Raw genomic sequence first — 18,333 nt, 5'->3', positions numbered from 1 at the left:
CCAGCCCCTGGATTTTCAAGGAGATGGTGAATGATCCCAGACCGCAGACGCTTCCTGACCACGCTTGCCGCTTTTGCAGGCTGCCCCGCCCTCCCGGTGCTGGCGCAGCGGCAGCAGCCCGCCGCCGAATTCCCGCTCTTCGACACACCCCCCGCAAGCCACGAGCTCTCGCGTGTCGACGTGAGTGCGGACGGTCTGACTTACCGCCTCTTCCTTGCCCTCCCGCGCGGCGCGGCCCCGTCGCAAGGCTGGCCATCGCTCTGGATGCTTGACGGCAACGCTGCCTTTAGCCGCCTTGATGCGGCAATTCTCGAGGCCTACCCGGGGCTTGCGGTCGTGGGTATCGGCTACCCGGTCAAAGAGGCCTTCGACGGCGCCTCGCGTGCGCGCGATTACACCCCCGTGCCGCTCGAGGACCCGATGCATGGTCGCGGGCGCGACTGGGAGTTCGGCGGCGAGGCTGCGTTCCGGGCGCGTCTGCTCGGCCCGCTGGCGCGGGTGCTGGCCGAGCGTGCTCGGCTCGATCCGGCGCGGCGCAGCCTCTGGGGGCATTCCTACGGCGGGGTCTTCGCGCTGGCGACGCTGCTGTCCAAGCCCGCGGCCTTCCGTGCCTACATGCCGATCAGCGCGACCACGGGCTTCGGCGGGCGCAGGCTCTTTGCGATGGAGGCCGAAGCGCCGCGGCTCGCCGCCGGCCGGGCCGAGGTTCTGATGATGCTGGGCGACAGCGAGCATCGCTCGGGCACGCCCGAGCCCGAGGCGCCCCGCCCGAACCCGGACACGCTCGAGATGGCGGCCCGGCTGGCGGTGCGGAGCGACCTGCATGTCCAGCTCGAGGTGCTGAAGGGGCTTGGCCACGGCGCGACCTTTGCCGCCTCCTTCCCGCGCTGCTTCGCGCTGGCGGCGGGCTAGCTCGCAGTCTCTACGCACGCGGTAGGAGAGCAAGTGTTTCGCAGACGAGTTCCGGCCAAACCCTGATCTGTGCAGATTTGCAGCGATCCACCAGTGGCACGAGGTGGATCGCAGTCGCCTTGGGTGTGATACTCTCCGGCCAATTCAGAGATTTCGCCGGTCTGGGCACGGCCCATCCGAGGCGCTGCGGATTCCGGCCAACGCTTGATCCGTGTCATATCGCGGCCCGCTCGAGGGTGGCACCCTGCCAAGAGGAATAACAACGCAGGCGCGCGTTCTGGGAGAGTTCGCAATGGCACAAGTTCTCGTTCCTGGGGCCGGGCTCGGTGGTCCTGAGATGGCCCGCGAGCTGCGGTCGCGCAGCCGCAGATCCCGCCGCTGAACGTGAACCGGGCCGCCTCGGGCGAGCGAGCACCATGCGAAGATGGGCTTCGAGACGTGCTTCCTGCGCAAGGTCCGCTCCGGCAAGGCCGAGTCCTTCGAAGAAAGCCTGATGATGCGGGCGCTGGGGATCGACAAGCCGAAGGACGCCCATGGCGCGTGAGGGGAAGGGTGGGAATTCAACAGGGCGGGGGATCCGATCGGACCCCGCCGCCCGGGAGGAAGGCCAATGAAGCTCTCGTTTCATGGGGCCGCGCGGCAGGTGACCGGATCGTGCCACCTCGTCGAGGCGGCGGGACGCAAGATCCTGATCGATTGCGGGATGTTTCAGGGCGCGCACGAGTTGCACGACGAGAACGCGTCCGGCTTCGGCTTCGACCCGGCAGAGATCGACCTGCTGCTTCTGACCCATGCCCATCTCGATCACTGCGGCCGCATTCCGCTGCTGGTGAAGCGCGGCTTCTCCGGCCCGATCGTGGCAACCGCCGCGACCCGTGACCTGGGGCAACTGTTGATGATGGATTCCGCCCATCTTCACGAGGAGGACGCCCGGAGGCACCGGCGCAAGGGCAGGCAGGGGAGGCGGTACGAGCCGCTCTACGACCGGCTCGATGCGCTCGACGCCGTGCGGCGCTTCGGGCGCCCGGCGCACTACGGCACGGCCACCCAGCTTTTCCCCGGGATCACCGCCACCTTCTTCGACGCGGGGCATATCCTCGGCTCGGCGTCCATCCTGCTGGAGATCACCGAAGGCACGCGGCGGCGCAGGGTGCTCTTCTCGGGCGACATCGGGCCGGGCGGGCGCGTGCTGCTGAACGATCCGGCGCCGCCTGCCGGTGTTGATGTGGTGGTGATGGAGACGACCTATGGCGGCCGGGACCACCGCTCGCTCGCCGACTCGGTCGAGGAACTCCACGCAGCGATCCGGGCCACCCAAGCGCGCGGGGGCAACATCATCATCCCGACCTTCGCATTGGAGCGGGCGCAGGAACTCCTGTGGTACCTGCGCGAGGGGCTGGACGCGGGGTACATCAAGCCCGGCCTGAGGGTCTATCTCGACTCCCCCATGGCGATCTCGGCAACGCGGATCTTCGGCCGGCATCCCGAGGCGATGGGCCCGGGACCCGCACGGATGATCCACGCCGGCAAGGATCCTTTCCAGGTGCCCGGGTTGCAGTTCACCCAGGAGGCCCAGGATTCGATGGAGCTGAACGGCATCCGCTCCGGGGCGCTGATCATGGCTGGCTCGGGCATGTGCACCGGCGGGCGGATCCGCCATCACCTGCGCCACACGCTCACCCATCCCGAGTCCAGCATCATCTTCGTCGGGTTCGCCGCCGAAGGCACGCTGGCGCGGATCATCATAGATGGGGCGTCGCGGGTGAAGCTCTTCGGCGACGAGATCCCCGTGCGGGCGCAGGTCCATACGATCAACGGTTTCTCGGCCCATGCCGGGAGGAGCGCTCTGAGCGCCTGGCACGCAGGTCTCGGCAACCCGAAACAGACGTTCCTGGTGCATGGGGAGCCAAAGGCGATGGAGGCCTTCGGCAGGGAGCTGACAGGCGGCTCGGTCCGGATGCCCGCCATGGGAGAGGAATTCGAGCTTTGAGGGGCGGGCGGGGCTGCCGCACGCTTCGCAGTGTCAACGGAGGACAAGGGGATGGATGATCACGCGCATAGCGGTGGACCGCTTCTGACCTGGTTCGAGGACCTCACCCGAGACGACCTGCCCGAGGTCGGCGGCAAGAACGCCTCGCTTGGCGAGATGGTGGCGCGGCTCGGCAGCCAGGGGATCCGCGTGCCGCCGGGTTTTGCCACGACCGCCGGGGCGTACCGCAGCTACATCGCCGCCAACGGCCTCGAGGCGGTGCTGGCCGCTGCGCTCGGACAGCTCGCCGACGGGCGGCTCACGCTCCCCGAGGCGGGGCGCCGGATCCGCGCGGCGGTGGCGGCCGGGACATGGCCCCCTGACATCGAGCAGGCCATCCGCGCCGCCTATCGTACGCTGGCCGAGCGCGCCGGGATGCCCGAGCCCGCCGTCGCCGTGCGCTCCTCGGCCACCGCCGAGGACCTGCCCAACGCCAGTTTCGCGGGTCAGCAGGAGACCTTCCTCAATATCCGCGGCGAGGCTGCGCTGCTCTACGCCTGCCGCCGCTGCTATGCCTCGCTCTTTACCGACCGCGCCATCACCTACCGGCAGATCAAGGGGTTCGATCATCTCGCCGTGGCGCTTTCGATCGGCGTGCAGCTGATGGTGCGCTCGGACGAGGGCGGCTCGGGTGTCATGTTCTCGCTCGACACGGAGAGCGGCTTCGACAAGCTGGTGCTGATCAACGCCGCCTGGGGCCTGGGCGAGACCGTGGTGCAGGGCGCGGTGAGCCCCGACGAGTATCAAGTCTACAAGCCCTTCCTCGACGACGAGAGCCGCGTGCCGATTTTGCACAAGGCGCTCGGGGCCAAGGAGATCAAGATGATCTACGGCGCAGGGCCAGAGACGCCGACCCGGACGGTGCCGACTTCAAGGGCCGAGCGAGAGAGCTTCGTGCTGTCTGAGGCCGAAATCCTCGAGCTGTCGCGCATGGCGGTGAGGATCGAGCGTCACTACGGCCAGCCTATGGACATGGAATGGGCCCGCGACGGGCAGGGCGGGCCGCTTTACATCGTGCAGGCGCGGCCCGAGACGGTGCAGTCGCGCAGCGGGGGCCACGCCTTCCGCAGCTATCGGCTCGGCACGACCGGCGAGGCGCTGCTGCGCGGGCTCAGCGTCGGCAGCGCGGTGGCGACGGGCGAGGTCTGCCTGATCGAGAGCGCCGCCGACATCGGCCGTTTCCGCGACGGTGCCGTGTTGGTCACCTCGACCACCGACCCGGACTGGGTGCCGATCATGAAGCGCGCCGCCGCGATCGTCACCGACCACGGAGGCCGTACCTCGCATGCGGCGATCATCAGCCGCGAACTGGGCGTTCCGGCCATCGTCGGCACCGGGCAGGCGACGCATCTGCTGCACGACGGGCAGGCGATCACCGTCTCCTGCGCGGGCGGTGACGAGGGGGTGATCTACGCCGGGAAGGCGGAGTTCGAAGTCGAGGAGACACGGCTCGACGAGGTTCCGCAGACCCGCACCAAGGTGATGCTCAACATGGCCAACCCCGCAGCGGCGACGCGCTGGTGGCGGCTGCCGGCGGATGGCGTCGGGCTGGCGCGGATGGAGTTCGTCATCTCCAACGAGGTCAAGGTGCATCCGCTGGCGCTGACCCGCTACGACCGCCTGCCCGCCGGGCCGGATCGCGACGCCATCGACAGGCTCACCCGCGGCTATGCCGACCGGACCGAGTATTTCGTCGAGACGCTCGCCCGAGGCCTCTCGCGCATCGCCGCCACCTGGTACCCGAACCCGGCGATCATCCGGATGAGCGATTTCAAGACAAATGAATACGCCGGGCTGCTTGGGGGCGCGGCGTTCGAACCGCGTGAAGAGAACCCGATGATCGGCTTCCGCGGTGCCTCGCGCTACTACTCCGAGGCCTACCGAGACGGCTTCGCGCTCGAATGTCGCGCGATCCGCCGCCTGCGCGAAACCATCGGCTTTCGCAACGCCGTGGTGATGATCCCCTTCTGCCGCACCGTCGGCGAGGCGGACCGGGTGCTCGAGGTGATGGCCGAGAACGGGCTCAGGCGCGGCGAGGATGGGCTCGAGGTCTACGTGATGTGCGAGATCCCCTCGAACGTGATCGAGGCCGAAGCCTTTGCGGAGCGCTTTGACGGCTTCTCCATAGGCTCCAACGATCTTACCCAGCTCACCCTTGGCGTCGACCGCGACTTCGAGGCGCTGGCCAGCCTCTTTTCCGAGCGCGACCCGGCGGTGCTCTGGATGATCCAGACGGCGATCGCCAAGGCGCGCAAGGCCGGGCGCAAGATCGGCCTCTGCGGGCAGGCGCCCAGCAATCACCCCGAGTTCGCAAAGCTTCTGGTGCAGGCGGGAATCGACAGCATCTCGGTAACCCCGGACAGCTTCCTCGCGGTGAAGCGCCACGTGGCCGAGGCCGAAAGATAGCCCGGGGCGCCCGCGCGCACCGGAGACGTCACGGGGCAGTCACGCCGGGAGGGGGCCGCATGACCAAGGTTACGATCAACGGACGGCAGGTGCAGGTCAAGGAGGGTGCCACCCTGCTCGAGGCGGCGAGGGGTGCGGGCGTCCACATCCCCACGCTCTGTCATCATCCCTCCCTTCCGGCCCATGCCACCTGCCGCATGTGCCTCGTCGAGGTCGCGGGCGCGCGTCACCCTCGGCCAGCGTGCCGGACCCCGGCGCAGGAGGGCGACGTTGTCGACACGGACACCGACGCGCTGCAGGCCTTCCGCCGCGCCGATGCGGCCTGGTTGCTGGCGCGACATCCCGACGACTGCCTGCGCTGCGAGATCGACGGCGCTTGCCAGCTCCAGACGCTGGTCAGGGAAAACCAGTGGCAGGACCTCTGGCCAGAATTGCCCGGGGAAAACGCGCCTCCTGCCGACGATCTCTCCACCGACCACACCTCGCCGAGCATCTGGCGCGACCTGTCGAAATGCATTGAATGCGGCCTTTGCGCCGACGTCTGCGGAGAGGCCGTCCAGCAGCAGTTCATCATCGGCTTAGCCGGGCGCGGCGGCGACCGCAGGCCGGTCACCGTCTTCGAGGAGCCGCTGGCCGAGACCCGGTGCATTTCCTGCGGTCAATGCACGCTGGTCTGCCCGGTGGGCGCCCTCATCGAGACGCCGCACTGGCACGATGTCCTGCATGCGCTCGATGCGCGACGTCGGGTTTCGGTGGTGCAGGTCGCCCCGGCGACCCGGATCGCGATCAGCGAGGAATTCGGCTTCGGCCCGGGCACCGTGAGCACCGGCCGGATGATCAACGCGCTGCGCCAGCTTGGCTTCGACTACGTTTTTGACACCAATTTCGCCGCCGATCTCACGATCATGGAGGAAGGTTCCGAACTTCTGGCGCGGCTGCGCGCCGGGGCGGGGCTGCCGCTCTTCACCTCCTGCTGCCCGGGCTGGGTGAACTGGGTCGAGCTCAACCGGCCCGATCTGCTGCCGCACCTGAGCACGACGAAATCGCCGCAGCAGATGCACGGAGCGATCGCCAAGCGCAGCGGCTTCGCGCGGGCGCTTGGACCCGACTTCGCCGAGGGCAGGGCGGAGCCCTATGTTGTCAGCGTCATGCCCTGCACCGCCAAGAAGGACGAGGCGCGCCGGCCCGGCCTCTCGGGCGACGTGGATCATGTGCTCACGACCCGAGAGCTGGCGCGGATGATCCGGGCCCGCGGGATCGCCTTCGGAGCGCTGTCCGAGGAGGGACGCTTCGACAGCCCGCTCGGAGAGAGCACGGGCGCGGCGCAGATCTTCGGCGCGTCTGGCGGGGTCATGGAGGCCATGGTCCGTACGGCCTCGCACCTTGCTGGCATGGTAGGGGCGCTGCCGCTCGAATGGGCGGCGCTGCGCGGCGTCCGGGACGGCACGAAGACCGCGATCATCCCCGGCATCGGCGCGGTGGCCGTGTGCAACGGCATCGCCGCGGCGCAAAGGCTGCTCGAGGGGGAGGGTTGGCGAGAGGAGTTCGTCGCCATAGAGGTCATGGCCTGCGTCGGTGGGTGTCTTGGCGGCGGCGGCGAGCCGAAGTCCATGGATCCGCAGATCCTGCAGAAGCGCGCTGCGGCCATCTATGCCGTTGATGCCGAGGCGCCGCGCCGCCGCTCGTATGAGAACGGCGAGGTTCAGGCGCTCTATGCGGCTGAATTGGGGGCGCCGAATTCACCCGCTGCGCACCGGTTGCTGCATACCCATTACGCCGGCAGGGGATCGCGCCGCGCGCTGCTGATGCGGTTTCTCGACTGCGTGGACCGGCGGGACGGGGCGGCCGCGGCGGAGCTGTTCCAGCCGGACGGCCGCTGGTCGACAGCCTCGGTGGCCGGCGACATAGAAGGGGCCGATGCCATCGCGGCGTTCATCAACCGCGCGTTGCCGCCAAGGCGCTACGGGGCGGCCTACAAGCGGCATCAGATGGCGTCGGCGGCGCTGACCGAGGATCTCACCGTGCTGACGCCAGACGGCAGCCGCTGCCGGTTTGAACTGGAGCTGGCGGCCGGGACCGGCAAAGGCCCATCGTCGGCGCGGATCGCGCGGCTCACGCGTATTGTTCTATAAAGACTGCATAAGATTTCTCGGCCGGGGCTCGGTCACTGAAAGGACCGCGATGCGCTCCGGCGCTGCACAACCTGCGAGCGGTCCCGACATGCAGCGCCGCGCGGCAAGGGGCGCGGTCGGTGGTTTTCCGCCTGCAGCCTCTTGGAGCCGGTCACGAGGGTTGTCGAAAATGCTTGCTTGCTCGAAGGTTGCGGCATCACCAGCCATTTTTTGGCCCCCGCATTTCAACACGTTCCCGTTTCCAAGCGACAGACCCGGCCGCGGTCGGCACCGCGCCCATCCTGGCCTCCGTGTCTGGCAAATGAAGGAATTCGCGCATGGAGTTTTTCGACAGCGTCTTCGGACTCATCAACGATCTGACCTGGGGGGCGGCGCTCATTCCCTTCCTGGTGGTTCTGGGCTGCTTCTTCACCATTGCCAGCGGCTTTGCGCAATTCCGCTACTTCAAACGCATGTTCCGGGTGCTGTCGAAGGATGGCAGCTCGGACGATCCGAACAAGATCTCGGCGCGCGAGGCGCTCTTCGTCTCGGTGGGCGGGCGCGTCGGCGGCGGGAACATTGCCGGCGTCGCCGTGGCGATCACCGCCGGCGGTCCGGGCGCGGTGTTCTGGATGTGGGCCATCGCGCTGGTGGGCATGTGCTCTGCGATGATCGAGGCGATCCTCGCGCAGGTCTACAAGGAGACCACGCCGAACGGCGACTTCCGCGGCGGACCTGCGCGTGCCATCGTGCATGGGCTCGGACACAAGTACCGCTGGCTCGCTGTGATTTACTGCATTTGCCTGATCGGGTCGTTCTCCATCGGCTTCAACGCCTTCCAGGGCAACACGGTTGCCGGCGCGGCGGCAGACAGCCTCGGCGTTCCGCGCATCGCGACAGGGCTCGTGCTCGCCGCGGTCACCGGCTTCGTCATCTTCGGCGGTATTCACCGCATCGCCAAGGCCGCCGACGTGATCATTCCGGTCATGGCGATCGGCTACATCGCCATGGCGCTGCTGGTGATCGTGCTCAACCTCACGTCGCTGCCGGGGGTTATCGCGGACATCGTCGGCAACGCCTTCGGCCTTCGCGAGGCAGTCTCCGGCGGCATGGGCGCGGCGATCGCCCAGGGCCTGCGGCGCGGACTCTTTTCCAACGAGGCCGGGCTGGGCTCGGCGCCGAACGTGGCCGCCACGGCCTTTGTGCACCACCCGGTGAGCCAGGGCATCACCCAGAGCTTTTCGGTTTTCATCGACACCATCCTGATCTGCTCCTGCACGGCCTTCGTCATCCTGCTGGGGGATGTCTACACACCGGGCGCCGAGGCCATCGACGGCGTCGCGCTCACCCAGCAGAGCCTTGTCTCGCACGTGGGGAACTGGGCGCAGTACTACTTGACCGCCGCCATCTTCTTGTTTTCGTTCAGCTCCATCATGTACAACTACTACCTTGGCGAGAACGCACTCAGCTTCATGACCGATGCGCCAATGGCCCGCAACTTCCTGCGCTTCGCGATTATCGGGATCGTCCTGCTTGGCGCGGTCGCCCCCGGCGCCACCGCGGTCTTTGCGTTCTCCGACCCGATGATGGGCATCCTCGCAATCGTGAACCTGCTGGCGCTCGCCATGCTGTTCCCGATCGCGGCGCGGATCCTCGACGACTTCACCAGGCAGGTCCGGGCGGGAGTGGATCGCCCGGTCTTCTACGCGGATGATTTCCCAGACCTGGAGCTCGACCGGACCTCCTGGCCTGAAAAGCGGCCCGCGGAGTGAAGGCCCCGGCGGTCGCGGCAGACGTCAGGGGATGCGTGTCCGTTCGATGAACTTGCGCAGGGCAAATCGCGAGCGCACGCTGCGGACGCCCTCGATCTTCATCAGCTTCTTCTGAAGCACCTCTTCGTATTCCTCGAGGTCCCTGACCAGGACCTCGAGCAGGAAGTCCTGCGAGCCGGTCATCAGCATGCCCGTCACCACTTCCTCGATCCCCGAGACGGCTTTCTGGAACCGCTCCACGTCTTCGCCATCCGAGCGCTCGAGCTCGACCGAGACAAAGGCGGTGACCCCGAAGCCGGAGACCTTGCGATCGATCTTGGCGATATAGCCGCTGATCAGCCCGGTTTCCTCGAGCCTCTGGACCCTGCGCTTGCAGGGGGTGGGGGACAGGCCGACCTTCTCGGCCAGATCCACCACGGTGATCCGGCCGTCGGATTGCAGCACCCGCAGGATTTTTCGGTCAAGCTCATCGAGGGAAATCGGCATGTGGTATTTCCTGCTTGCTGGGGTTGTGTAGCCGTCCGTTGATTCCGCTAGACAGCCGCGTGGATTCGAGGCGTTCCCCGGCGCTATAAGCAGGTTCGTAGAGACAATCACCGCAAAATGGCTTTCGCCTAGCGAATAGGTATCAGCCGGAACGAAACCGCTCCCGAGTTTGGCCGAAAACGTCGCGCCTCCTGTGCCACACTGTCGCAGACACCAATCTAGCGGTTTTTGAGGACCAGATGGCACTGAAACTTGTCGAAGAACAGGCTCCCGCGGGCTATGAGCGCCTCGTCTACATCGAGGACGAAGAGGCTGGCCTGCGTGCCTTCGTCTGCGTGCACTCCACCGTTCTCGGCCCGGCGGTCGGCGGCTGCCGGATGTGGAACTACGCCACGCTCGAGGATGCGCGGACCGATGTTCTGCGCCTCGCGGCGGGCATGACCAACAAGAACGCGATGGCGGGTCTCGGCCTTGGAGGCGGCAAATCCGTCATCATCGGCGATCCGCGCAGCGACAAGACCGAGGCGCTTTTCCGCGCCTTCGGCCGCGCGATCGAGAGCTTTGGCGGTAGCTACTACACCGCGGAAGATGTCGGCATCTCGCCCGAAGACATGGCAAATGTGGCCAAGGAGACCGCCTACGCGGTGGGTCTCGACCATGGCGCGCATGCCAGCGGCGATCCTTCGCCCTTTACTGCCGAGGGCGTCTTCCAGTGCCTGAAAGTCGGCGCGAAGGCGGTCTTCGGCAAGAGCGATCTGACCGGGCGGCGGGTGCTGGTGCAGGGTCTCGGCCATGTCGGCTGGAGCCTCGCGGAAAAGCTGCATGCCGCCGGTGCGGAGCTGGTGGTGTCGGATGTCAATGCAGAGGCGGTGGAAAGAGCCCGCGCCAGCCTCGGTGCGGAGATTTGCCCGCCGGAGCAGATCTTCGCGCAGCAGATGGATATCTTCGCGCCCTGCGCGCTGGGCGGGATCCTCACCCATGAGACCGTGGCGCAGCTGAGCGCCCGCCTCGTCTGCGGGGCGGCGAACAACCAGTTGCTCGAGCCCTCGGTCGCCGAGGAACTGTTGGCACGCGATTGCCTCTACCTGCCGGACTACGTGGTGAACGCGGGTGGCATCATCAGCGTCGCGGGAGAGGTCCACCACGCCGGGCCGGAGTACCGCGCCGACCGTCTCGTGCAGATCGCGGGCCGGGTCGCGCAGATCATCGAGACCAGCCGGAAAGAGCGCAAGACGACGATCCAAGTCGCCGATGACATGGTCGCCGAGATCCTCGCCGAGGCCGCCAAGGTCGACGCGCTCGCCGTCTGAAGGCACCGTCCCGAAGGAGCCGCCGATCCCGTGGCTGCCGCGCAGGCATTGCGCGAGGGCCACGAGTCCGGCGGTCTCCACTTCGCCCGCGGCACCGCTCCGCAGCAGCCCGGGCGCGGAGATCGGCACAATCAAAGGCCCAGCCCATCGCCGGGGGTTTGATCGCCGAGCTTTTTTGCTCGCTGTTGTCGCGCTGCCTGCGCAGGGGACCGCTCAACGAGGGATAGGCGACATTTTCTTTTAGGAGTCGCACGAAGCTTGCGTATCTTCGCAAGATCGCTCCCTCGCAAAGCATTTTCGAATTTCCCAATTCAGCTGGTCGGACGATGACAAAGTTCCGGTTCCCAACCGCGTTCACCATCCTGTTCGTCTTGATCGCGATTTTCGCGATGCTCACTTGGGTCATTCCCGCGGGAGAATATGCGCGCGAGATGAACGACAGTCTCGGCGTCGCGGCTCCCGTCCCGGGGAGCTATCGGCCGGTCGAGCCGGACCCTCAGGGGATCACCGACGTGATCCTTGCTCCGATTGCCGGCATGTAGGATCCGGCCCTGCTGGGCTCCGCGTCGAGCGCAGCCATGGACGTTGCGGTCTTCGTGCTGGTCATCGGCGGGTTCCTGATGGTGGTCAGCAGGACAGGTGCCATTGACGCTGGCATCGGCGCCTTGCTGATCAGGCTCGGGGGCAGGGAACATCTGATGATCCCCATCCTGATGACCGCCTTTGCCCTCGGGGGAACGAGTTTCGGCATGGCAGAGGAGACGCTGGCCTTTTACGCGTTGAGCATTCCGGTATTCATCCGGGCGGGCTACGATGCGCTGACCGGAGTGGCGGTGATCATGCTCGGGGCCGGGATCGGCACGCTGGGCTCGACGTTCAACGCCTTTGCCACCGTCGTCGCCCCGCAGGGGGCGGGCATCGCCTTCACGCAGGGCATCGTGCCGCGCGCGCTGATCTTTGTGGTCTGTCTCGCGTCGGGCATCGTCCACGTCATGCGCTATGCCCACACGGTGAAGGCCGATCCTGCTGCCTCCTTGCTATCCGACATGGCGGAGGAAAATCGCACCTTCTTCCTCAAGTTGTCCGAGGCGGCCGGCGCGGCCCTTCCGACCCTTACGCCCGTGCGCAGCATCATTCTGGCGCTCTTCGGGCTGACTTTCGGGGTGATGATAATCGGGGTTGTCGGGTTCGGCTGGTGGATGGCGGAGATGACCGGGCTGTTCCTCGCGATGTCCGTCGTCGTCTGGGGCGCGAACTCGTGGTGACCGCCTACCAATCCGCGAACGGCTTGGTGAACCTCTTCAACCCGACCTTCGCCGTGGTCATGGGCGGGCACGCCATAGGCCGTGTCTCCTTTGATCGCTGGCTGCGCTTCGTGATGCCGCTGGTGATCGGCCTGGCAATCATCCTCATGCTGCTGCTCAGCCTGGGTGCGATGATGAGCTGACCCGGCGTGGACAAAGGTGCCTGACGCAGATCGCCGCAGATCGCGCAACCCGATACCATCATTCCCTCGATGCCCAAGGCGCATTTCCAGGGCGACCCCTCTTGGCGGATCCGCAATGGCGCCCCAGTGCGCCCGATGGCCCGGCGGGCCCCTTGCCGGGCACCGCGCGCGGGCGCCTGCCCGGCGGCCAAGGAGCGGGGCGCTTGCACCTTGGAGACCCGCCGATGCGGGCGGGCTGGACGCTTTCGGACCCGCATCCCGGCGATCGGTCGAAGAACGCGGCAAACCGGATTTCGCGCCCACTGCGACATTTCGGGGCTAGGCGAACCGCTTTCTCTTGCCTAGCCTGTAAGAACACGTCCGTGCAGATACCGAGACATTTGCGTCTCGGGGTGCGGACGATTTGAGACGAATTGATTGATACTGCTATATTTTCTGCCTCCGGCCCGCGCCGGGGTGCGCTGTGTTCGAGAAAGGTATTCGTAATGTCGGTTTCCATGACGCTGCGCTGGCTCGTGATTCTCACCATGCTGGCCCTCGTACTCGCGGCAAGTTTCCTGCTCTTCGAAGGACGCATCGAAACGCTGGTCATTGACCTGCTGTCCGGGACGCAGAGCCCCACTGGTCTCTGGGTGCTGATCGTGACGGCTCTGGCGCTCGACGTGGTGCTTCCGGTGCCGTCGAGCGTGGTCAACGTCTCGGCGGGTACGCTGCTCGGCGTCGCTATCGGCACCTTTGCCTGCTGGACCGGGATGACGCTGAGCTGCCTTCTCGGCTACTGGATCGGTGCGACCGGCGGCACCCGCGCGCTCGGTCGGCTGCTCGGAAGGGACTATCTGGCGCGGTCGGCAGAAGTGTCCGAACGTATCGCGCTCGGCTCGGTGCTTCTGATGCGGGCCGTGCCGGTCCTGGCCGAGACCTCGACCATCGCGGCAGGGGTGGCGGGCCTGCCCCTGCGCAGGTTCCTTGGCGTCGTGGCGCTGGCAAATCTCGGCATCGCCGCCGCCTATGCCTCACTGGGCGCGCTGGCGCTCGAGGTCGACTCGTTCCTCCTTGCGCTCTGCGCCGCGCTGGCGCTGCCGATCGCGGGCTTGGCGGGGCGTGCCCTCTATGCGCGGATCAAGGCTCCGGCGAGGGCGGTGGCGGCCTCGGGGGCGCTGACCCGCACCGAGGCTGGCGTTGACGCGGCCGCGGCCGTGGGCGCGCCCGTCGCGCAAGACATGTCGCAGGATGGAGCGCCCGCCACGCTGACCGTCAGGCAAGCCTTCTCGGTCAGCTACGAGTACCGCGTGGTCTTCACGCGCGGGGTCTTTGATCCGGAAAACCCTGCGCTGCGCGACGTGTTTGCCGCCGGGGCGGAGGCGCGCCGGCAGCGCTGCGTGGTCTTCGTCGACCGCGATCTTCTGGCACATCGCCCGGCGCTTGCCGACGCGATTGGCGCCTATGTGCGGGACACCGTCGAGGGCGTCGATCTGGTCGCCGCGCCGATGCCGGTTGCAGGCGGGGAGGGGATAAAGGCCGGCTTCGAGACGGTCTTCGAGATCTACCGCCTTATCCTTGAGCACAGCATCGACCGGCATTCCTATGTCATCGCGGTCGGCGGCGGCGCGGTGCTCGACGCGGTGGGTATGGCCACCGCAACGGCGCACCGGGGGCTCCGGCATATACGGGTGCCAACGACGGTGCTGTCGCAAAACGACAGCGGCGTCGGGGTGAAAAATGCCGTGAACTTCGAGGGTTCGAAGAACTTCGCGGGCAGCTTTGCCCCGCCCTGGGCGGTGCTGAACGACTTCAACCTGCTGGAGACGCTGCCCGCCGCGACCCGTCGCTCCGGCATCTCCGAGGCGGTGAAGGTCTCGCTGATCCGCGATCCTGCGTTCTTCCTTTGGCTCGAGGCGAATGCGGACCGGCTGAAGCACTTCGCGCCCGAGGCCGAAGAATACATGATCCGCCGCTCGGCGGAGCTGCACATGCGGCAGATCGCTCTTGGGGGCGATCCGTTTGAGCGCGGCTCTGCCCGCCCCCTCGATTTCGGCCATTGGTCGGCGCACAAGCTCGAGGGTCTGACCCGCTATGCCGTCAGCCACGGCGATGCCGTGGCAATGGGGATCGCGCTTGACGCGCGCTACTCGGTGTTGGCCGGGCTTCTGCCGGCGGGGATGGAGGAGCGCGTGCTGGCGCTGCTGCAGGCCCTCGGCCTGCCGATCTGGCACCCCGATCTCGGCCGGCGTGACGCGGGCGGGCGGCTCGAGATCCTCGTCGGGCTCGAGGAGTTCCGCGAGCATCTCGGCGGCGAGCTCACCGTCACGTTGCTGTCCGATCTCGGGGTCGGCGTCGAGGTGCACGAGATGCGCCCCGAACTGGTCGCCGAGGCCCTTGTCTGGCTCGCGGCACGCGGCGCGGCACGTCAACAGGGACAGGAGGCATGAAGCTCGGCAACGGGCTTGGCACCCTGACCTACTGCCTCAATATCCATGCCACCGAAACCTGGGAGGATTGCCACGCCGCGCTGACCGGCCCGCTTCTGGCGGTGAAGGCGCAGCTCTCTCCCGATGACCGCTTCGCCGTAGGGCTGCGGCTGTCGTCGAACGCGCTCGATGAGCTTGACCGGGAAGACCGCCGAGCGTGGCTCAAGCAGTTCCTGCGCGAGAACGATCTCGTGCCGGCGACGATGAACGGCTTCCCCTATGGACCGTTCCACGGCGTTCGGGTCAAGGAGCAGGTCTATCAGCCCGACTGGCGCGACCCCGAGCGGCTGCGGTACACCACCCGGCTCACCGATCTCATGGCCGAGCTCGCCGAGCCCGGCGACTGGGTCAGCCTCAGCACCGTGCCGGGGACCTTCCGCACGCTGGCCGGGGGCGCCGAGGCCGCCATGGCCGAGCTGTATCTGCAGGCGGCGGCGCATTGCGTCGCGGTCAAGGCGCGCACTGGCGTCACCGTGGCGCTGGCGATCGAGCCCGAGCCATTCTGCTTTCTCGAGACGATCGCGGGCAGCGTCGCCTTCTTCGAGGATTGGCTCTACGGCCCCGCCGCCGTGGCGCGGTTCGCCGATCTGACCGGGCTGGCCCGCGCGGAGGCAGAAGTGGCCCTGCGCGCGCACCTCGGGCTTTGCTACGACGTCTGCCACGCGGCGGTGGAATACGAGGACCCGGCGCAGAGCCTTGCCCTGCTGCAGGGCGCGGGCATCCCGATCCACAAGCTGCAGCTCAGTTCGGCGCTGCGCGCGCAGGTGAGCCCCGAGGTCCGCGAAGCGCTCGCCGCCTATTCCGAGCCCACCTACCTGCACCAGGTGCTCGCCCGCCGCGGCGAGGGTCCGATCCGCGCCTTTTCCGATCTGCCCGAGGCGCTGGCCCGCGGCGCCGAGGCCGATGGCGAGGAATGGCGGGTGCACTTCCACGTGCCGGTCTTTCTTGGCTCGCTCGGGCTTTTCGACAGCACGCAGGACTTTCTGAAGGAGATCCTCGACCTGCACCGGGCCGAGCCGATCTCACCGCATCTCGAAGTGGAGACCTATACATGGGACGTATTGCCCCCGGACTTGCGGACCTCGAGCGTGGACGCGGCGATCAGCCGCGAGTTGGGCTGGGTGCTGGACCGGCTCGGGCAATGATCGCCACCGCCCTCAAGCTGGGGCGCGTGTCGAACCTGCCGACGGTCTGGACCAATGCCATGGCGGGCGCGCTGCTGGCGCTCTCCGCCGCCCCCGGCGCGGCGCTCGTGCCCATCTTGCTGAGCGCGCTGGCGCTGACACTCTTCTACGTGGGGGGCATGTGGCTCAACGACGCCTTCGACGCCGAGATCGACCGCGCGCAGAAGGCGGACCGGCCGATCCCGATGGGTGAGATTTCGCAGCGCGCGGTTTTCCTCGGAGCCTTTGCCATGCTCGGGCTCGGCGTCCTGCTGACCCTGCCGCTCGGCGGGCTGGCGCTGCTCTCGGCGCTGCTGCTGACGCTCAGCATCTTCCTCTACGACTGGCTGCACAAGCGCACCGCGCTGGCGCCGGTCATCATGGGGGTGACCCGGTTCTTCTGCTACGTGATGGCTGCGCTTGCCGCCACCGGCGCCTTTCCGGGTGTGGCACTCTGGGGGGCGCTGGGGCTGATGGCCTATGTGGTCGGCCTTACCTACGCCGCCAAGCAGGAGGCCTACGACCGGCTGGACCGCGCCTGGCCCCTGGCGGTGCTCGCCTTCCCGGCTGTGCTGGTGCTGGTCATGGGCTGGGGCAAGCCGCTGGCGCTGCTGGTCGCGCTGGGATTCCTCGTCGCCACCGGCGGTGCCCTGCGCCTCCTCTTCCGCCGGGCTAAGGGCGACGTGCCAAAGGCCGTCACCCTGCTGATCGCGTCGATCTCGCTTTACGATGCCGCGCTTATCGCCGGGGTCCACGGCGGCTGGCTCCCGGCGCTGCTGGCAGTCGCCGGGTTTGGCCTCACCCGCGCGCTGCAGCGCCGGATCGCCGGGACCTAGTCGAAGACATGGCTCAGCGTCAGCGCCTTGAAGTCCACGGCCCGCACCGGCCCCTCGGGCAGCATCCCCGGCTCGGAAGAGATCACCAGCGGCCCGTCGCCGGGGTCCTCGGTGATCCGCCCGTGACTGCCCTTCACCAGATCGGTGCGCGAGGGCGAGATCAGGTCGAGCATCTGCCGGAAGCCCATCTTGCGCTTGCCCAGCTTCCAGCCCGCCGCCAGCTTGGGAAAGCGAAGGGCGGGATCAAGGAACAGCTCGACCGGATCGTAGCCCGGCTTGCGGTGGATATCGACGGTGGGGGCAAAGTCGGGGGCCTTGGCCTCGTCCAGCCAATAATAATAGCTGAACCAGCGGTCGGGCCTGCTGATCGCCACCAGCTCTCCGGAGCGCGGATGGTCGAGGCCATTGGCACGCTTGCCTTCCTCGTCCCAGACCGCTTCAACCCCGTCCAGCCCCTCGATCAGCGCCTTGACCTCGGCCAGCCGCGCGCGGTCGTTGACGTAGACATGCGCCAGCTGGTGGTCGGACATGGCAAAGGCCGCCGAGGCACCGGCGTCGAGGATTTCGCGCCCGTGTTCCTCGGGGCGGACGGCGATCAGACCGGCCTCGCGCAGGGCGCGGTTGATGTGAATGGCGTCCCTGACCGGGGTGATGCCGTATTCAGAGACCACCAGCACCCGGCGCCCCTCGGTATCGGCGGCGGCAATCAGCTTGCCGACCAGCGCGTCGATGTCGCGCAGCGACTGCTGCACTTCGGGGTGGTCGAGATCGGGGCCGAACTTCTGCAGGTCGTAGTCGAGATGCGGCAGGTAGGTGAGAGTCAGCGTCGGGCGCCGCGTCTCCATCACGTGCAGCGTGGCATCGGCGATCCAGGCCGAGGACCTGATGCTCGCCGTCGGCCCCCAGAAGGTGAAGAGCGGAAAGCGCCCGAGCTTGGCGTCGAGCTCATCGTGCAGCTCGGGCGGATGCGCGTAGTGGTCGGGGATCTTGCGCCCGTCGGCGGGATACATCGGCCGCGGCGTCGCCGAGTAATCGGCGGTCGAATACATGTTGTACCACCAGAACATCTTGGCGCAGGTGAAGCCCGGGTCGCGCGCCTTCCCGGCATCCCAGATCTTCTCGCCCTGCAGCAGCGAATTGGGTTGGCGCCAGAGCAGCACCTCCTTGAGATCGCGGAAGTACCATCCATTGGCTACAGCGCCGTGCCCCGAGGGCGGCAGGCCGGTCGCCAGCGTCGCCTGCACCGTGCAGGTGACCGCGGGGATCACCGTCTCGAGCGGGCGCAGAGCGCCGCGGGCGGCAAGGGCGGCGATGTTGGGGGTGAACTGGCCGACAAGCTTCGGTGTCAGGCCGACGACAAGAATAACAAGAGTCGGTGTCATGAGATCAAAAA

At 67.4% G+C, this 18,333-nt stretch carries 14 protein-coding genes; 12 read left to right on the top strand and 2 right to left on the bottom strand.

Annotated features, from left to right (window positions below):
* Nucleotides 1-30 precede the first annotated feature (30 nt).
* The 5 genes from G0D83_RS03270 (at nt 31) to G0D83_RS03250 (ending at nt 9,230) form a co-directional block, all read left to right on the top strand.
* The gene (locus G0D83_RS03270; RefSeq protein ID WP_164189481.1) at nt 31-912 is read left to right on the top strand and encodes an alpha/beta hydrolase; all 882 of its coding nucleotides are present in this window, start codon (nt 31-33) and stop codon (nt 910-912) included.
* Between the two features lie 610 nt (nt 913-1,522).
* The gene (locus G0D83_RS03265; RefSeq protein ID WP_164189479.1) at nt 1,523-2,902 is read left to right on the top strand and encodes an MBL fold metallo-hydrolase; all 1,380 of its coding nucleotides are present in this window, start codon (nt 1,523-1,525) and stop codon (nt 2,900-2,902) included.
* 51 nt (nt 2,903-2,953) lie between these two features.
* Entirely contained in the window at nt 2,954-5,347 is a 2,394-nt protein-coding gene (gene ppsA / locus G0D83_RS03260; protein ID WP_164189477.1) for a phosphoenolpyruvate synthase, read from the top strand.
* Nucleotides 5,348-5,406: 59 nt separating this feature from the next.
* A complete protein-coding gene (locus G0D83_RS03255) occupies nt 5,407-7,479 on the top strand; it encodes a [FeFe] hydrogenase, group A (RefSeq protein WP_164189475.1) in 2,073 nt (690 codons plus the stop codon).
* Between the two features lie 317 nt (nt 7,480-7,796).
* Nucleotides 7,797-9,230, top strand: coding sequence for a sodium:alanine symporter family protein (locus tag G0D83_RS03250; RefSeq protein ID WP_164189473.1), 1,434 nt, complete (start codon nt 7,797-7,799; stop codon nt 9,228-9,230).
* 24 nt (nt 9,231-9,254) lie between these two features.
* Here G0D83_RS03250 and G0D83_RS03245 read toward each other — a convergent pair whose 3' ends face one another.
* On the bottom strand, nt 9,255-9,716 hold the full coding sequence (locus G0D83_RS03245) for an Lrp/AsnC family transcriptional regulator (protein ID WP_164189472.1): 462 nt from the start codon (nt 9,714-9,716) through the stop codon (nt 9,255-9,257).
* Between the two features lie 239 nt (nt 9,717-9,955).
* On the opposite strand from G0D83_RS03245, the gene G0D83_RS03240 reads away from it, so the two are divergent.
* From G0D83_RS03240 to G0D83_RS03220, 7 genes are all read left to right on the top strand, one after another.
* A complete protein-coding gene (locus G0D83_RS03240) occupies nt 9,956-11,026 on the top strand; it encodes a Glu/Leu/Phe/Val dehydrogenase dimerization domain-containing protein (RefSeq protein ID WP_108968420.1) in 1,071 nt (356 codons plus the stop codon).
* Nucleotides 11,027-11,352: 326 nt separating this feature from the next.
* Nucleotides 11,353-11,568, top strand: coding sequence for a hypothetical protein (locus G0D83_RS32045; protein WP_235939390.1), 216 nt, complete (start codon nt 11,353-11,355; stop codon nt 11,566-11,568).
* Between the two features lie 36 nt (nt 11,569-11,604).
* Nucleotides 11,605-12,291 (top strand): hypothetical protein, encoded by a 687-nt coding sequence (locus G0D83_RS32040; RefSeq protein ID WP_235939388.1) that lies wholly within the window; start codon nt 11,605-11,607, stop codon nt 12,289-12,291.
* Nucleotides 12,288-12,473, top strand: a complete 186-nt coding sequence (locus tag G0D83_RS32035) for a hypothetical protein (protein ID WP_370457147.1) — start codon at nt 12,288-12,290, stop codon at nt 12,471-12,473. The genes G0D83_RS32040 and G0D83_RS32035 overlap by 4 nt, the downstream gene beginning before the upstream one ends.
* A gap of 485 nt (nt 12,474-12,958) precedes the next feature.
* Entirely contained in the window at nt 12,959-14,902 is a 1,944-nt protein-coding gene (locus G0D83_RS03230; protein WP_164189470.1) for a 3-dehydroquinate synthase, read from the top strand.
* The gene (gene eboE, locus G0D83_RS03225; RefSeq protein ID WP_164189468.1) at nt 14,899-16,086 is read left to right on the top strand and encodes a metabolite traffic protein EboE; all 1,188 of its coding nucleotides are present in this window, start codon (nt 14,899-14,901) and stop codon (nt 16,084-16,086) included. Before G0D83_RS03230 ends, eboE begins: the two co-directional genes overlap by 4 nt.
* The gene (locus tag G0D83_RS03220) at nt 16,083-16,940 is read left to right on the top strand and encodes a UbiA family prenyltransferase (protein ID WP_164189466.1); all 858 of its coding nucleotides are present in this window, start codon (nt 16,083-16,085) and stop codon (nt 16,938-16,940) included. The genes eboE and G0D83_RS03220 overlap by 4 nt, the downstream gene beginning before the upstream one ends.
* Here the strand turns inward: G0D83_RS03220 and G0D83_RS03215 are convergent.
* Nucleotides 16,937-18,322: an alkaline phosphatase family protein gene (locus G0D83_RS03215; RefSeq protein ID WP_164189464.1), complete on the bottom strand. Its 1,386-nt coding sequence runs from the start codon at nt 18,320-18,322 to the stop codon at nt 16,937-16,939. The genes G0D83_RS03220 and G0D83_RS03215 overlap by 4 nt on opposite strands.
* Nucleotides 18,323-18,333 lie beyond the last annotated feature (11 nt).

The sequence above is a fragment of the Salipiger sp. PrR003 genome (assembly GCF_010500785.1).
Classification (GTDB): Bacteria; Pseudomonadota; Alphaproteobacteria; order Rhodobacterales; family Rhodobacteraceae; genus Salipiger; species Salipiger pacificus_A.
The sequence above is the reverse complement of the archived record's forward strand: the minus strand, read 5'-3'. Positions and strand labels throughout refer to the sequence as shown.

Bases quoted from the DNA above. Each gene is read 5' to 3' on its own strand.
- G0D83_RS03270 (WP_164189481.1), top strand. From the start codon at position 31: ATGATCCCAGACCGCAGACGCTTCCTGACCACGCTTGCCGCTTTTGCA.
- G0D83_RS03265 (WP_164189479.1), top strand. From the start codon at position 1,523: ATGAAGCTCTCGTTTCATGGGGCCGCGCGGCAGGTGACCGGATCGTGC.
- ppsA (WP_164189477.1), top strand. From the start codon at position 2,954: ATGGATGATCACGCGCATAGCGGTGGACCGCTTCTGACCTGGTTCGAG.
- G0D83_RS03255 (WP_164189475.1), top strand. From the start codon at position 5,407: ATGACCAAGGTTACGATCAACGGACGGCAGGTGCAGGTCAAGGAGGGT.
- G0D83_RS03250 (WP_164189473.1), top strand. From the start codon at position 7,797: ATGGAGTTTTTCGACAGCGTCTTCGGACTCATCAACGATCTGACCTGG.
- G0D83_RS03245 (WP_164189472.1), bottom strand. From the start codon at position 9,716: ATGCCGATTTCCCTCGATGAGCTTGACCGAAAAATCCTGCGGGTGCTG.
- G0D83_RS03240 (WP_108968420.1), top strand. From the start codon at position 9,956: ATGGCACTGAAACTTGTCGAAGAACAGGCTCCCGCGGGCTATGAGCGC.
- G0D83_RS32045 (WP_235939390.1), top strand. From the start codon at position 11,353: ATGACAAAGTTCCGGTTCCCAACCGCGTTCACCATCCTGTTCGTCTTG.
- G0D83_RS32040 (WP_235939388.1), top strand. From the start codon at position 11,605: ATGGACGTTGCGGTCTTCGTGCTGGTCATCGGCGGGTTCCTGATGGTG.
- G0D83_RS03230 (WP_164189470.1), top strand. From the start codon at position 12,959: ATGTCGGTTTCCATGACGCTGCGCTGGCTCGTGATTCTCACCATGCTG.
- eboE (WP_164189468.1), top strand. From the start codon at position 14,899: ATGAAGCTCGGCAACGGGCTTGGCACCCTGACCTACTGCCTCAATATC.
- G0D83_RS03220 (WP_164189466.1), top strand. From the start codon at position 16,083: ATGATCGCCACCGCCCTCAAGCTGGGGCGCGTGTCGAACCTGCCGACG.
- G0D83_RS03215 (WP_164189464.1), bottom strand. From the start codon at position 18,322: ATGACACCGACTCTTGTTATTCTTGTCGTCGGCCTGACACCGAAGCTT.